Raw genomic sequence first — 13,253 nt, forward strand, 5'->3', positions numbered from 1 at the left:
TACGGCATGCGATACAGCGTACGAGATCCCCTCAAGACAACCGGTCTAGTGGTCCTGCTGGGTGTGATCATGACGATCCTCGACACGACGATCATGAACGTGGCGGTCAACGCCCTGGCCCGCGACTTCCACACGACGCTGTCCACCATGCAGTGGGTGATCACCGGCTACCTGCTGGCCCTGTCCATGTCGATCCCGGTCACCGGCTGGGCGGTCGGCCGGTTCGGCACGAAGGCGGTCTGGCTGACCTCGCTGGTGCTGTTCGCCGGCGGCTCCGCCCTGAGCGCCGCGGCCTGGTCGGTGAGCGCCCTGATCGCCTTCCGCGCGGTCCAGGGACTGGGCGGCGGCCTGCTCATGCCGGCCGGCCAGGCGATGATCGCCCAGGCCGCGGGCCAGGACCGGATGGGCCGGGGAATGGCCATGATCTCGGTGCCCGCGATGCTGGCCCCGGTGCTCGGCCCCCTGCTCGGCGGCGTGATCGTGGAGAACCTCGACTGGCGCTGGCTGTTCCTGGTGAACCTGCCCGTCTGCGTCATCGCCCTGCTCGCCGCGATCAAGCTGCTGCCCGGTGGGCGGCCGAGCGCTGGCAGCCGCCTCGACGTGCTCGGTCTGGCGCTGCTCTCCCCCGGCCTGGCCGCGCTGGTCTTCGGCCTGTCGGAGGTGGGCAACGGCGCCTCGCTCGCCCATCCGGCGCTGTGGGGCGGGCTCGCGCTGGTGGCGGTGTTCGCGGTGCGGGCGGTGCGGACTCCGGGCGGGCTGCTCGACCTGCGGCTGTTCGGCGACCGGACGTTCGCGGCCGCGGTGGTCGCGCTGATCTGCTACTCGGCCGCGCTGTTCGGCGTGACCGTGCTCGTCCCCCTCTACAGCCAGCTCGCTCAGGGCGGCGACGCGCTGGACGCCGGGCTACTGCTGGCGCCGATGGGCGCCGGCGCCGCCCTGACCATGCCGATCGCCGGCAAGCTCACCGACCGGAGCGGGCCGCGCGGGGTCGGGGCGGCGGGTGTGGTGCTGGCGACGCTCGGCGTGCTGGGGTTCGTGCTGTTCGGCGGGCTCGTGCCGATGTTCGTGCTGGGTCTCGGGCACGGGCTGGTCGCGCCGTCCGTGGCGGCCGCCGCGTTCAAGACGCTCGACCGGGCCGCCATGCCCGCCGCCTCGACGCTGAGCACCATCTCGGTACGCCTGGCGTCGTCGTTCGGCGTGGCACTGCTGGCCGTACTCCTTCAGGTCTTCACCAGGGCAGGCGTCGCCGAGCCGTTCACCTACGCGTTCGGCTGCGCGATCGCGCTGGCCGCCGTCTCGCTGGTGCCGATCGCGCTCATAGGATCGGCAGTATGGAAAGAGTCCTCGTCAGCGCCTGCCTGATGGGCCGGCGGGTGCGCTATGACGGCGGCGCCAAGACCAGCGCCGACGCGCTGCTCGCCGCCTGGCACGAGGAGGGCCGCCTGGTGCCGTTCTGCCCCGAGGTGGAGGGCGGGCTGCCGATCCCCCGCCCGGCCGCCGAGATCGAGGGCGGGGTGAGCGGCGCGGCCGTGCTGTCGGGGGCGGCCCGCGTGCTCACCACCGACGGATCCGACGTCACGGCCGAGTTCCTGTCGGGCGCGCAGTCGGCGCTCGCCGTCGCCCGGTCCTTCGGCGTACGGCTGGCGGTGCTGAAGGAGGGCAGCCCCTCGTGCGGCGCGCTGACCATCTATGACGGCACGTTCCAGGGCCGCCGCACGCCCGGCCAGGGCGTCACCACGGCACTGCTGGAGCTCAACGGGATCCGCGTCTTCACCGAGGACCACATCGCCGAGGCCGCCGCCTACCTACGCAGCCTCGACGTGTAGAGCGCGCCGGCCAGGCCCGCGATGAGCAGCATCGCCATCGTGCGGTGATACCAGGTGTTCAGCGTGGTCGTCTCGGCCGCGCCGAACGCCAGCGCGAGTACCCCCATCAGCACCCCGGCCAGCGCCCCCGCGTGCGTGTAGATCAGCCCGTCCCACGCCCACGGCCGGCCGGTCAGCGCACCGCGGGCACCGATGAGCAGGACCGCGCCGCAGAACGTCTCCACGATCGTCGCCGGTACGATCACGGGCTGGTGCAGCGGGCCGAGCGCGAGCCCGGTGTGCAGCAGCGCCGCGCAGAAGAAGATCAGCGCATAGGCCACCGAGAGGGCTCCCAGCGCTTTCCGCAGTGCGTCCATGCCCTTACGCTGGCACCTCGCGCGATGATCGGAATCGGCCCCAAGTCGATGGCTCGGCTACGCCGTCCGCAGTAGTGAGCGTCCCGTCATCAGTACTCCCAGGTGTCGGTGCGCTGCTCGCCGCTGATGCACCACACGCCCGAGCCGTGCTCGCCCTTGACCAGGTCCACCCTGATCCAGCCGGTGTTCCTGGCGACCTTGGCGGTGTAGCCGCCTCTGGGGGTGGCCGACACCAGGCGGCAGCCCTCGGGGCCCAGCGTGAACGCCACCTCACCGCCCTTCACCGACACCACCCGCAGATTCTTCGGGGTCCTCGTGGGTGCGGGCGCCGGCGTCTTCCGCACCGCGGGCTTGGTACGAGTCCGAGTGCGGGTGGGCGTGGGCGTGACCGTTGGGGAGGGCGTGAGCGTGGGCGTAGGGGTGGGGGTGGGCGTTTTAGTGGGAGTACGGTCGCCGTCCGAGACCGCCTGCGCCACGAACGGCTCAACTTGGACATCGTCCACGAACTCGGTACGCAAGACGCCGCGCACACCGAACCACGACACTGAGATCGCGACCACGGTGGCACCACACCAGATCACGACGTATCTAAAGGCTCGGCGCATGACACGAATTATGTACGGGTGGGGTGAATGGCGACGGTTCTTGTAGTCGAAGATGATGAATTCGTCCGATCGGCGATCATCCGCGAGCTGGCCGGCCGGCAGCACGCGGTACGTAGCGCGGGCTGCGCCCTGGACGCGCTGCGGGAGATCTCGCAGCACCCGCCGGACGCCGTCATCCTCGACCTCGGCCTGCCCGACCTCGACGGCTCGGAGGCGCTGAAGATGGTGCGCGGCATCTCCGACGTACCGGTCATCGTGGCCACGGCCCGCGACGACGAGACCGAGATCGTCCGGCTACTGGCGGCGGGCGCCGACGACTACCTGGTCAAGCCGTTCTCCGGCGAGCACCTGGGCGCCCGGTTGGACGCCGTGCTGCGCCGGGCCAGATCCGCGCCGCCGCCGCAGGTGCTGCGGGTGGGCGGGCTGGTCGTCGACACCAACCGGCGGGCGGCGGCGCTGGACGGCGGGCCGCTCACGCTGACCAGGCGCGAGTTCGACCTGCTCGCCTACCTCGCCACGCGGGCCGACCGGGTCGTCACCCGCAAGGAGCTGCTGACCGAGGTCTGGCACCAGGCGTACGGGGACGACCAGACCATCGACGTGCACCTGTCATGGTTGCGCCGCAAGCTTGGCGAAAGCGCCTCCAACCCCCGCTACCTGCATACCGTCCGAGGCGTCGGCGTCATGCTGTCCGCACCCCGATGAGGCGAGCCCTGGCCGTGTTGATGGTCGCCGTCACCTCGATGGTGGCGCTGGCCTTCCTGGTGCCGCTCGCCCTGATCGTCAAGGAGACCGCGCGGAGCAGGGCGGTGGCCGGCGCGGAACGCCAGGCGTCGGCGCTGGTCCCCGTGCTGGCCCTGACGACCAGGACGGAGGACCTGGCCCACGCGATGGCCCGCACCGACGCGGGCCGGCGCGGCCTGCTCGCCATCCACGTCAAGGGCGGCCCGACCGCGGGCACGTCCCGCGCCCCGGCCGCCGACGTGGCGCGGGCGGCGGCACAGACCAGGGCCGGCACCGTCGAGCTGCCGGCCGGCCAGGTGCTGCTCCGGCCGGTCGCGCTGGACGGTGACCGGGGCGCGGTGATCGAGGTGTTCGTGCCGGCCGACGACCTGAACCGGGGGGTCGGCACGTCCTGGGCGGTGCTGACCGGCGTGGCCGTGGTGCTCGTGCTCGGCTCGGTGCTGGTCGGCGACCGGCTGGGCGCCCGCGTGGTCCGCTCGGCCCGCCGGCTCGGCTCGGCGGCCACCGCGCTGGGCGCGGGCGACCTGAGCGAGCGCATCCATCCCGAGGGACCGCCGGAGCTGGTCGCGGCGGCCACGGCGTTCAACGCGATGGCCAACCGGGTCACGCACCTGCTCGCCGCCGAGCGCGAACTGGCCGCCGATCTGTCCCACCGGTTGCGTACGCCGCTCACCGCGCTCCGGCTCAGCCTCGACCAGCTCGGCACGCAGGCCGAGCCGAGCAGGCAGGCGCTGGCCCGGCTGGAGGGCGAGGTGGACACGATCATCTCCGCGGCCAGGCGGCCGTCACGCGCCGACCGGGCCTGCGACGCGGCGGAGGTGCTGCGTGACCGGCTGACGTTCTGGTCGGCGCTGGCGGAGGACCAGCAGCGACCGTGGCAGCTCATCGGCGCGACGCTGCCGGTACGGGTGCCGGTGCCCGCGGCCGAGCTGACGGCGACGGTGGACGCGCTGCTCGGCAACGTGTTCCGGCACACGGCCGAAGGCACCGCGTTCAGCGTGTCCCTGCATGAGGGCAAGGACACGGTCGGCATCCTGATCTCCGACGCCGGTCCCGGCATCGCCGACCCGGAGGCGGCGCTGGAGCGGGGCACCAGCGGCGCGGGCTCGACCGGGCTCGGCCTGGACATCGCCCGCCGGCTGGCGGAGTCGTCCGGCGGATCGCTTCGGCTGGACCGCTCGTCACTGGGCGGGGCCCAGGTACAGGTCTGGATCCGCCGTACTGAAAAGCCGCCTAAGCCAACCTTAAGAGCGGTTTAAAGAGCATTTTTCACCCCTTTTCATGCTTCAACGTGATCTACATGCAGATCACCCGCAAGGCCATCGCCGCCGCCGCCCTGACCGCGCCCACGCTGCTCGTCCTGATCGTCGCGCCCGGCGCCGCCAACGCCCACGGCACCATGAACAACCCGCCCAGCCGGACCATGGTCTGCTTCAGCGAGGGCCCGGAGAACCCCAAGTCCGCCGCCTGCAAGAAGGCCGTGGAACTCGGCGGCACCCAGCCCCTCTACGACTGGAACGAGGTCAACCTGGCGAACGCCGCAGGCAGGCACCGCGAGCTCATCCCGGACGGCAAGCTGTGCAGCGCGGGCCGCGACAAGTACCGCGCCTTCGACCAGGCACGCGCCGACTGGCCCGCCACCGGCATGGCGAGCGGCGCGTCGTTCACCTTCCGCTATCGAGCCACCGCTCCGCACAAAGGCTCCTTCGACCTGTACGTCACGAAGGACGGCTATGACCCCTCGAAGCCGCTCAAGTGGTCGGACCTGGAATCGAAGCCGTTCCTCACCCAGCGGGACCCCGCGCTGACGGACGGCGCCTACACCCTCCAGGGCAAGCTCCCCGCCAAGCAGGGCCGCCACCTGATCTACGCCATCTGGCAGCGCAGCGACAGCCCCGAGGCGTTCTACTCCTGCTCGGACGTGGCCTTCGGCGGCGGCACGACCACCCCGACCACCCCGGCCACAACGCCCCCGACCGCAGCGCCCACGACCGCAGCGCCCACGACCAAGCCGACCACCACCGCGTCGCCCACGACCAAGCCCACGGCCGCCCCGACCGGCGCTCCTCCGGCGCAGCAGCCCGGCGGCGTCGCCCTGTCGGCGATCAACGCGGGCGCCGGAGTCAGCCCCGCCTCGGTCAAGGTGGGCCGGCAGGTGACGGTCACGGCGGTGTGCGGCGGCTCCACGGTCCGCGGCGTGGCCTCCAACGCCTTCAGCCCGCGCAGAGCGGTCGCCCCGGCGTCCACCGTCGCCTGGACGCCGTCGCTCAAGGCCGTCCGAGCAGGCACGTACCCGGTGGTCGTCTACTGCCAGAACGGCGGCCAGGCCCGCGCCGTCCTCACCGTACGGGCCTGAAAGCCACCCAAGAACTTCTAAGTTAGGTAAGGCTAAGCTAATATCCCAAGCAGAGCGAGGCCCCCTAACAAGGAGAAGAGCATGCTCTGTGTCCCCCGTCGCGGCCTGTTCGTCATCGGCGCCGCCGCACTTCTGGCCGCCTCAGGCTGCGGCGGCACAGAACGGCCACCGGCCGCGCAGGCGGGCGAGACGGCGACGGCGGAGCAAGGCCCGTGGGAATGGATCGACGACCGGGGCAAGAAGATCTCCCTGCCGCGACGGCCGCAGCGGATCGTGGCGCAGTCCAATGCCGCGGCCGCGCTGTGGGACTTCGGGGTGCGGCCGATCGCGGTGTTCGGGCCATACAAGCTGAAGGACGGCTCCCGCGACCCCGAGGTGGGCGAGGTCGACGTCGACAAGATCGAGGGCCTCGGCAATGTGTGGGGCGAGTTCAACATCGAGAGGTACGCCGCGCTCCAGCCGGACCTGCTGGTGGCGGGCATGTACGCGCCCAACGCGCTCTGGTACGTCCCCGAGAAGTCCGCGGCCGCGATCGACCAGATCGCCCCGTCGGCCGGCGTGCGGATGGGCGGCAAGGGCCTGATCGAGGTGATCGAGACGTTCGGCAGGCTCGCCGGCGCGCTGGGAGCCGATCTCGACGCCGCGCCGGTGAAGGCGGCCAAGGCCCGCTTCGAGACGGCCGCGGCCGAACTGAAGTCGATCGCCGCCACGAAGCCGGACCTCAAGGTCATGGTCGTCACCGGCACCCCCGAAACCCTGTACGTCACCTACACCCCCGACCATCCGGACATCTCCTACTTCCAGGAGCAGGGCCTGAAGGTCGTGTCGCCGCCCAAACCCGCGAAAGGCGGCTTCTGGGAGGTGCTGAGCTGGGAGAACGCCGACAAGTACCAGGCCGACGTCATCCTCGTCGACGCCCGGAGCCAGTCGATGAAGCCCGCGGAGATGGCGGCCAAGCCGACCTGGACCGAGCTGCCGGCGGTCAAGGCCGGGCAGGTCTACCCGTGGCACGCGGCCGAGCGCTACAGCCATCTCGGCTACGCGAAGGTGCTGGAGGAGCTCAACAGCCACCTCAAGACCGCCCGGACCGATCTCGTCAACTAGGCCGCTCGGAATGGACAGCTGTGACAAATGGGTCTTCTCAGGATGAGGTCCGCTGGTTACGTTCAGGCAGCGCGGCTGTTTACGGGGCTGTCCGCGCCTGCCCAACGTCCCAGACCGGGATCTGCCGAGCGATCTCCCCTCTGTCCACCCCCCACGGAGGCCCCAGATGAAGCTCCTCGCGGCGTTAGGCGCCCTCGCGCTGGCCGTACCCCTGGCACTCAGCGCGCCCGCGTCAGCGGCCGTCGCGGCCGCCCCGCCGAACATCTCCCTCGCCAACGTCAAGGCCCACCTGGCACAGCTGCAGACGATCGCCACCAACAACGGCGGCACCCGCGCGCACGGCCGGCCCGGCTACCTGGCCTCGGCCAACTACGTCAAGGGCCAGCTCGACGCCGCCGGCTACACCACGACGCTGCAATCCTTCACCTACAACGGCGCCACCGGCTACAACGTGATCGCCGACTGGCCGGGCGGCGACCCCAACGACATCCTCATGACCGGCTCCCACCTCGACAGCGTCACCGCCGGCCCCGGCATCAACGACAACGGCTCGGGCTCGGCGTCGATCCTGGAGGTCGCGCTGGAGGTCTCGCGCCAGGCAGTGCAGCCCACGAAGCATCTGCGCTTCGCCTGGTGGGGCGCCGAGGAGCTGGGCCTGCGCGGCTCACAGTTCTACGTGAACAACCTGCCCGCCACCGAACGCGCCAAGATCAAGGCGTACCTGAACTTCGACATGGTCGGCTCCCCCAACCCCGGCTACTTCCTCTACGACGGCGACAACTCCGACGGTGTCGGCTCCGGGCCGGGCCCGGCCGGGTCGGCGGAGCTGGAGCAGACCCTGGCGGCGTACTTCTCCTCCATCGGCGTCCCGACCCGCGGCACCGACTTCGACGGCCGCTCCGACTACGGCCCGTTCATCGCCGTCGGCATCGCGGCGGGCGGCACGTTCACGGGCGCGGAGGGGATCAAGTCGAGCGCGCAGGCGCAGCTCTGGGGCGGTACGGCGGGCCAGGCGTTCGACGTCTGCTACCACCGTTCCTGCGACACGACCGCCAACATCAACGACACCGCGCTCGACCGCAACGCCGACGCCATCGCGTACTCCGTCTGGACGATCGCCACCGCCGTACCGCCCGCGACCGTCTGGTCGGACACGTTCGAGAGCGCCACCGGCTGGGTCACCAACGCCGGCGGCACCGACACCGCGACCATCGGCCAGTGGGAGCGCGGCGACCCGGAGGCGACGACCTCCAGCGGCACCAAGCAGCTCGGCACCACGGTGAGCGGCACGAACGACCTGGTCACCGGCAGGCTGGCCGGGGCCAGCGCGGGCGCGAACGATCTGGACGGCGGCACCACCTCGATCCAGTCGCCGCCGATCACCCTGCCGGCCGGCGGGACGCTCAGGCTGTCGCTGTCGTGGTATCTCGCGCACGGCAGCAACGCCTCCACCGCCGACTTCTTCCGCGTCAAGGTGGTGGGGAGCACTACCAGCACGGTGTTCCAGCAGTTGGGGGCCGCGAGCAATCGCGACGCAGCCTGGAGCACGGCCGGCGCTGACGTCTCCGCCTTCGCCGGGCAGAGCGTCCGTGTCCTGATCGAGGCCGCCGACGCGTCAGGGGCGAGCCTGGTCGAGGCGGGCGTGGACGACGTCAAGATCACCCGGCAATGACCCAATGAGCCCGGGCCGCGCGGGGCCCGGGCTCATTGCTGTCCACCCTCATCGCCGCCAGCGCTCCTTGTGGCCCGCGCGCTCGTTGCGGGCCCACCCATTGCGGCGTGCACCCATCGCCGTCCCCGCTCACTGCCTTCCGGAGGTGTGGAGGACCGCGGCCGTGCCGTCGATGAGTGCGCGTAGCCCGTGTTCGAAGGCTTCTTCACCGAGCGGGTTGCCGCCCTCCAGCAGGGCCGCGATCAGCGGGGCCGACATGCCGTCGTCGAGCTGACCGGCCAGGGCGGCGAGCAGGTCCTCCGGCGGAGCCGAAGGCTCCCGCCGCTCGCCCTGCACCTGGAGGACGAAGCCGTTGACGTAGTGGGCGACGCTGGTGATCGTCCGCAGCGCCAGCGCCGGAGTGAATCCGCGGCCCACCATGGCGGCCAACTCCTGGTCGAACATCCCCACCGTCGCCGGGCTGAGCTGCGCCGCGGTGCAGACGATCCGGGCGCCGTCGCGGTGGGCGAGCAGCGAGTCGCGGTAGGCGCGGGCGCGGCGGCCGAGCCACTCCTGCCAGGACTCGCCGTCGCGGGGCGGCCCCATCCCGGCGCCCAGGATGATCGCGTCGGCCATCCCGTCGAGTAGCTGCTGCTTGGTGCGGATATGCCAATAGAGCGCCGGCGACTGTACGCCGAGCTCGGCGGCGAGCCGGCGCACCGTCAGCCCTTCCAGCCCGACCTCGTCGAGCAGTCGCAGCGCCGTCTCGATCATCGTCTCGCGGCTCAACCGGGGCCGCTTGTCACTGTCCATCGATTGACAGCTTAGCAGCGCTAAGCCATCCTTAGCATTGCTAAATTGGCCGTACGAGAAAGGGAGGCCATGCCATCGACCAGAGGTTTGCTGGCGTGCGGCGCCATGGCCGGGCCGCTGTTCATCCTTGTGGTCCTGGTCCAGGACTACACCCGAGCGGGCTTCGACCCCCGCCGGCACCCGCTCAGCATGCTGGGGCTGGGAGATCTGGGCTGGATCCAGATCGCCAACTTCACGATCACCGGACTGTTGTTCATCGCCGCCGCCGCGGGCCTGTGGCGGTCGCTGCACCCCGGTCCCGGCGGGACCTGGGGGCCGATCCTGATCGGCGCCTACGGGGTCGGCCTGGTCATCGCCGGGATCTTCGTGACCGAGCCCGCGTGGGGCTACCCGCCCGGGGCGCCCGCCGACCCACCCCACGTCTTCGGCCTGAGCTCCGTTCTGCACAACGTCGGGGCCCTTGTGGTGTTCGGCTCGCTGACCGCCGCCTGCTTCGTCTTCACCAGCCGCTTCGCCGCGTACGGAGATCGTCGTTGGGCGCTCTACTGCGCGGCCACCGGCGTGGCGCTCCCCGCCCTGCTGGTGGGCGGGGAGTTGGCGAGCGGCGACGCCGCGGACTCGGGACCCGTGAGCCTGAGCCTGCGCGCCGCAGCGCTTCTGGGCTGGGGCTGGGCCTCGCTGATCGCGGCCCGAGTACGTGCCGCGAGCACCCCGCCTGATCAGGCGTCACCGTGAGAGTGGCAAACAACCGGTTTCGAGCGGTACAGGAGGGCAGCGAGCCTCGGATGCGGCAGTCGTCCGGTTTACTCCCGTTTTAGATCGGCAGGGATTGAATCGGAACAACTCAGCTGGAGGACATAGTGACGCCAACGAGTTCTGACCAACCAAACGAGGAACTTTCGATCAGACCGAACGAGCCACGCAGGCGCGTCCCACGATCGCTGATCGTCACCGCGACCATCGCGCTGGCGGCGACGGGCGGGATCGGAGTGTCCGCGGCGGCGGCGTCGGGAACGGCGACGACACCGACAGAGTCGCCGACTCCCACGGCGACGGTCAGCGAGACCCCCACCGAGACACCGACCGAGACGCCCACGGAGACGCTGACGCCGTCACCCGCCGCGCCCGCATTACCACCGATCAACCCTTGGGGCTTCGTCGGCGCGATGCACGGCGAGTTCGCGGTGGCGACCAAGGACGGCTGCGGCGTCATCACGCTGCTCGCCCAGACCGGGCAGGCGACCGCGGTCGCTGAGGACTCGATCACCGTGAAGAGCCAGGACGGCTTCGAGAAGGTGTACGCGATCGGCGAGTCCACTCGGACGATCGCGGGCCGCCGCGGCACCAGCGCGATCAAGGAAGGCGACTGGGTGTCGGTGACCGCCACCACAACGGCCGCCACAACCGCCACTGCCACCGCGACCCCCACCGTCACGGAAACCCCCACCCCTACCCCCACCGAAACTCCCACCTCTACCCCAACGGAAAGCGCCACCCCCACCCCCACGGAAACCCTCACCCCCACCGTCACGCCCACCGCCGGCGGCGAGACGACGGCCACGGCCGCTTACGTCTTCGACCTGTCGCGGCCCACCAAAGTCTCCATGCGCAACCGCGACTGGTGGCTGCCGAAGCAGTGGTGGACCGGCCAGCCGAAGTGGCGAACCCCGGCCGCCTGCCCCACTCCCAGAGAGACCGTGACCCCGACAGAGACGCCAACAGACACCCCGACCCCCGACCCGACATCATCGGTCGCGGAAACCCCGACCCCGACCCCCACACCCACCCCGAATTCATGAGCATCCGGTAGCGGCGCGATCCCGTCCCGAGCAGCCCCTCTCCGGAAGCGCTCGAACCAACGGCTCGCCGCTCCACCGCCTGAAGCGCGGTGGAGCGGCGGAGGCAGGGGCCATCAGCGGTCCTGTTTGTACCGGTAGCGCCCCAGGTCGGCCATGGAGCCTATGATCGGGCTTCGGGGGTCAGACCATGTTGCGGGCGTTCTTCAAGACCGAGACGGGCAGCACCAGCGTGCTGCTGGGGGCAACCCTGCTGGCCCTGCTGTGGGCCAACTCGCCCTGGGGCGCCACCTACGAATCCTTCTGGCACACCACCATGGGCCTGTCGTTCGGCAGCGCCGCCTTCGACCTCGACCTGCGCCACTGGGTCAACGACGGCCTCATGACCGTCTTCTTCTTCGTCATCGGCCTGGAGATCTCGTACGAGGTCCGGCTCGGGCAGCTGCGGGATCGGAGGCTGATCGGGGTGCCGGCCGTGGCGGCGCTGGGCGGGATGATGGTGCCCGCCGGCGTCTACCTGGCCCTGAACACGGGTGGGCCCGGGGCCGGTGGGTGGGGGGTGCCGATCGCCACCGACACCGCGTTCGTGCTGGGCATGCTCGCCATCGTGGGGGCGCGCTGCCCGGAGCCGTTGCGGGTGTTCCTGCTGACACTGGCGATCGTCGACGACGTGCTGGCGATCATCATCATCGCGATCTTCTATACCGAGAGCCTGGACGTCGTCTCGCTGGTGGTCGCGGCGGCGCTGCTCGCGGCGATCATGACGTTGCGGCGGCTGAAGATCTGGCGACCGCCCGCGTACATCGTGCTCGGGTTCGCGCTGTGGGTGGCCACGCTGGAGAGCGGCGTGCATCCGACGCTGATCGGCATCGCGCTGGGCATCCTGGTGTTCGTGTACGCGCCCAGCGACCACAAGTTGTTGCGTGCCGATGAGGCCGTGCACGAGTTCACCAGCGACCCGAGCCCGGAGACGGCCAGGGAGGCGACGCGCACGCTGCGGCGGGCCGTGTCCGTGAACGAGCGGCTGCAGCTCCTGCTCCACCCGTGGTCCGGCTACGTGATCGTGCCGATCTTCGCGCTGGCCAACGCGGGTGTCAGGTTCGACAGTGAAGCGCTGCGCACGGCCATGACGTCGCCCATCACGCTCGGCGTGGCGGCCGGGCTGCTGCTGGGGAAGTTCGTCGGCATCTCGCTGGGCACCTGGCTGCCGCTGAAGTTCGGCTGGGGGATCCTGCCTGGAAACCTCGTGTGGGGGCAGTTGCTGGGCGGGGCCGCCGTGTCCGGCATCGGGTTCACGGTGGCGCTGTTCATCGTGGACCTGGCTTTCGAAGACCCGGCCGTGCAGAGCCAGGCGAAGATCGGCATCCTGGCCGGATCGCTGCTGGCGGCGCTGCTGGGTGGGGCGATCTTCCGGATGGCCTGGGACCGGGGCGGGGTGTGCGCGCCGCCCGACGCGGAGCCTGAGGAGGAGCTGCCCGTGCTGCTGGCCGAGCCCGTGGGGCCGGACGACCACGTACGGGGACCGGCGGACGCGCCGGTGACGATCGTGGAGTACGGCGACTTCGAGTGTCCCTACTGCGGACGTCTCCATCCGATCCTGGACGAGCTGCTGGAGAAGAACAGCGACGTGCGGCTGGTCTTCAGGCACTTCCCGCTCCGCACCATCCACCCGCGGGCGTTTCCCGCCGCGCTGGTCGCCGAGGCCGCGGCGAGGGAGGGCCGGTTCTGGGAGATGCACGACGCCCTCTACGACAACCAGCGCTTCCTGACCGATACCGACCTGGCCCGCTACGCCGACGAACTGGACGTCGAGCCGTGGCCCGACATATCCGAACAGGCGGCGCCGATCACGCGGGACGAGGAGTCGGGCCGGGCGAGCGGCGTCCGCGGAACGCCCACGCTGTTCCTGAACGGCGTCCGCTACCAAGGCGACATGGACCTGCGCTCGATTACCAAGGCAGTGGAAAGCGCGCGCCAATCCACGTAACGTCGCGTCTCGAAC

General features: G+C 70.8%; 13 protein-coding genes. 10 read left to right on the plus strand and 3 right to left on the minus strand.

Annotated elements, in window-relative coordinates:
• The first annotated feature begins 6 nt into the window (after nt 1-6).
• Together KLK06_RS49950 and KLK06_RS49955 are read left to right on the plus strand one after the other, a co-directional pair.
• Entirely contained in the window at nt 7-1,362 is a 1,356-nt protein-coding gene (locus KLK06_RS49950; protein ID WP_214642890.1) for a DHA2 family efflux MFS transporter permease subunit, read from the plus strand.
• Complete coding sequence (locus KLK06_RS49955) at nt 1,332-1,826, plus strand: DUF523 domain-containing protein (RefSeq protein ID WP_214642891.1); 495 nt, start codon at nt 1,332-1,334, stop codon at nt 1,824-1,826. Before KLK06_RS49950 ends, KLK06_RS49955 begins: the two co-directional genes overlap by 31 nt.
• Here KLK06_RS49955 and KLK06_RS49960 read toward each other — a convergent pair.
• Both KLK06_RS49960 and KLK06_RS49965 read right to left on the minus strand, forming a co-directional pair.
• A complete protein-coding gene (locus tag KLK06_RS49960) occupies nt 1,802-2,182 on the minus strand; it encodes a hypothetical protein (RefSeq protein WP_214642892.1) in 381 nt (126 codons plus the stop codon). The genes KLK06_RS49955 and KLK06_RS49960 overlap by 25 nt on opposite strands.
• Nucleotides 2,183-2,271: 89 nt before the next feature.
• Nucleotides 2,272-2,742, minus strand: a complete 471-nt coding sequence (locus KLK06_RS49965; RefSeq protein ID WP_214642893.1) for a hypothetical protein — start codon at nt 2,740-2,742, stop codon at nt 2,272-2,274.
• Nucleotides 2,743-2,814: 72 nt separating this feature from the next.
• Between KLK06_RS49965 and KLK06_RS49970 the strand changes: the two genes are divergently transcribed.
• From KLK06_RS49970 to KLK06_RS49990, 5 genes are all read left to right on the plus strand, one after another.
• Nucleotides 2,815-3,492 (plus strand): response regulator transcription factor, encoded by a 678-nt coding sequence (locus KLK06_RS49970; RefSeq protein ID WP_214642894.1) that lies wholly within the window; start codon nt 2,815-2,817, stop codon nt 3,490-3,492.
• A complete protein-coding gene (locus tag KLK06_RS49975; protein WP_214642895.1) occupies nt 3,489-4,790 on the plus strand; it encodes a HAMP domain-containing sensor histidine kinase in 1,302 nt (433 codons plus the stop codon). The genes KLK06_RS49970 and KLK06_RS49975 overlap by 4 nt, the downstream gene beginning before the upstream one ends.
• 41 nt (nt 4,791-4,831) lie before the next feature.
• Entirely contained in the window at nt 4,832-5,887 is a 1,056-nt protein-coding gene (locus tag KLK06_RS62030) for a lytic polysaccharide monooxygenase (RefSeq protein ID WP_214642896.1), read from the plus strand.
• An 81-nt stretch (nt 5,888-5,968) separates the two neighbouring features.
• Nucleotides 5,969-6,991, plus strand: coding sequence for an ABC transporter substrate-binding protein (locus tag KLK06_RS49985; protein WP_214642897.1), 1,023 nt, complete (start codon nt 5,969-5,971; stop codon nt 6,989-6,991).
• A gap of 166 nt (nt 6,992-7,157) precedes the next feature.
• Nucleotides 7,158-8,663: a M28 family metallopeptidase gene (locus tag KLK06_RS49990; RefSeq protein WP_214642898.1), complete on the plus strand. Its 1,506-nt coding sequence runs from the start codon at nt 7,158-7,160 to the stop codon at nt 8,661-8,663.
• 129 nt (nt 8,664-8,792) lie between these two features.
• On the opposite strand, the gene KLK06_RS49995 is transcribed toward KLK06_RS49990, so the two are convergent.
• Nucleotides 8,793-9,455 (minus strand): TetR/AcrR family transcriptional regulator C-terminal domain-containing protein, encoded by a 663-nt coding sequence (locus KLK06_RS49995; protein WP_214642899.1) that lies wholly within the window; start codon nt 9,453-9,455, stop codon nt 8,793-8,795.
• 69 nt (nt 9,456-9,524) lie between these two features.
• Here KLK06_RS49995 and KLK06_RS50000 point away from each other — a divergent pair, with 69 nt between their 5' ends.
• The 3 genes from KLK06_RS50000 (at nt 9,525) to nhaA (ending at nt 13,238) form a co-directional block, all read left to right on the plus strand.
• A complete protein-coding gene (locus KLK06_RS50000) occupies nt 9,525-10,190 on the plus strand; it encodes a DUF998 domain-containing protein (RefSeq protein WP_214642900.1) in 666 nt (221 codons plus the stop codon).
• A 125-nt stretch (nt 10,191-10,315) separates the two neighbouring features.
• Nucleotides 10,316-11,254, plus strand: coding sequence for a hypothetical protein (locus tag KLK06_RS50005; protein WP_214642901.1), 939 nt, complete (start codon nt 10,316-10,318; stop codon nt 11,252-11,254).
• 187 nt (nt 11,255-11,441) lie between these two features.
• Nucleotides 11,442-13,238 (plus strand): Na+/H+ antiporter NhaA, encoded by a 1,797-nt coding sequence (nhaA, locus tag KLK06_RS50010; RefSeq protein WP_214642902.1) that lies wholly within the window; start codon nt 11,442-11,444, stop codon nt 13,236-13,238.
• Nucleotides 13,239-13,253 lie beyond the last annotated feature (15 nt).

Source organism: Nonomuraea sp. NEAU-A123, from assembly GCF_018603905.1.
Classification (GTDB): Bacteria; Actinomycetota; Actinomycetes; order Streptosporangiales; family Streptosporangiaceae; genus Nonomuraea.

Excerpts from the sequence above, each read along its gene's own strand:
- KLK06_RS49950 (WP_214642890.1), top strand. The coding sequence starts at position 7 with ATGCGATACAGCGTACGAGATCCCCTCAAGACAACCGGTCTAGTGGTC.
- KLK06_RS49985 (WP_214642897.1), top strand. The coding sequence starts at position 5,969 with ATGCTCTGTGTCCCCCGTCGCGGCCTGTTCGTCATCGGCGCCGCCGCA.
- nhaA (WP_214642902.1), top strand. The coding sequence starts at position 11,442 with ATGTTGCGGGCGTTCTTCAAGACCGAGACGGGCAGCACCAGCGTGCTG.
- KLK06_RS49990 (WP_214642898.1), top strand. The coding sequence starts at position 7,158 with ATGAAGCTCCTCGCGGCGTTAGGCGCCCTCGCGCTGGCCGTACCCCTG.
- KLK06_RS49960 (WP_214642892.1), bottom strand. The coding sequence starts at position 2,182 with ATGGACGCACTGCGGAAAGCGCTGGGAGCCCTCTCGGTGGCCTATGCG.
- KLK06_RS49970 (WP_214642894.1), top strand. The coding sequence starts at position 2,815 with ATGGCGACGGTTCTTGTAGTCGAAGATGATGAATTCGTCCGATCGGCG.
- KLK06_RS62030 (WP_214642896.1), top strand. The coding sequence starts at position 4,832 with ATGCAGATCACCCGCAAGGCCATCGCCGCCGCCGCCCTGACCGCGCCC.
- KLK06_RS49955 (WP_214642891.1), top strand. The coding sequence starts at position 1,332 with ATGGAAAGAGTCCTCGTCAGCGCCTGCCTGATGGGCCGGCGGGTGCGC.
- KLK06_RS49995 (WP_214642899.1), bottom strand. The coding sequence starts at position 9,455 with ATGGACAGTGACAAGCGGCCCCGGTTGAGCCGCGAGACGATGATCGAG.
- KLK06_RS49975 (WP_214642895.1), top strand. The coding sequence starts at position 3,489 with ATGAGGCGAGCCCTGGCCGTGTTGATGGTCGCCGTCACCTCGATGGTG.
- KLK06_RS50000 (WP_214642900.1), top strand. The coding sequence starts at position 9,525 with ATGCCATCGACCAGAGGTTTGCTGGCGTGCGGCGCCATGGCCGGGCCG.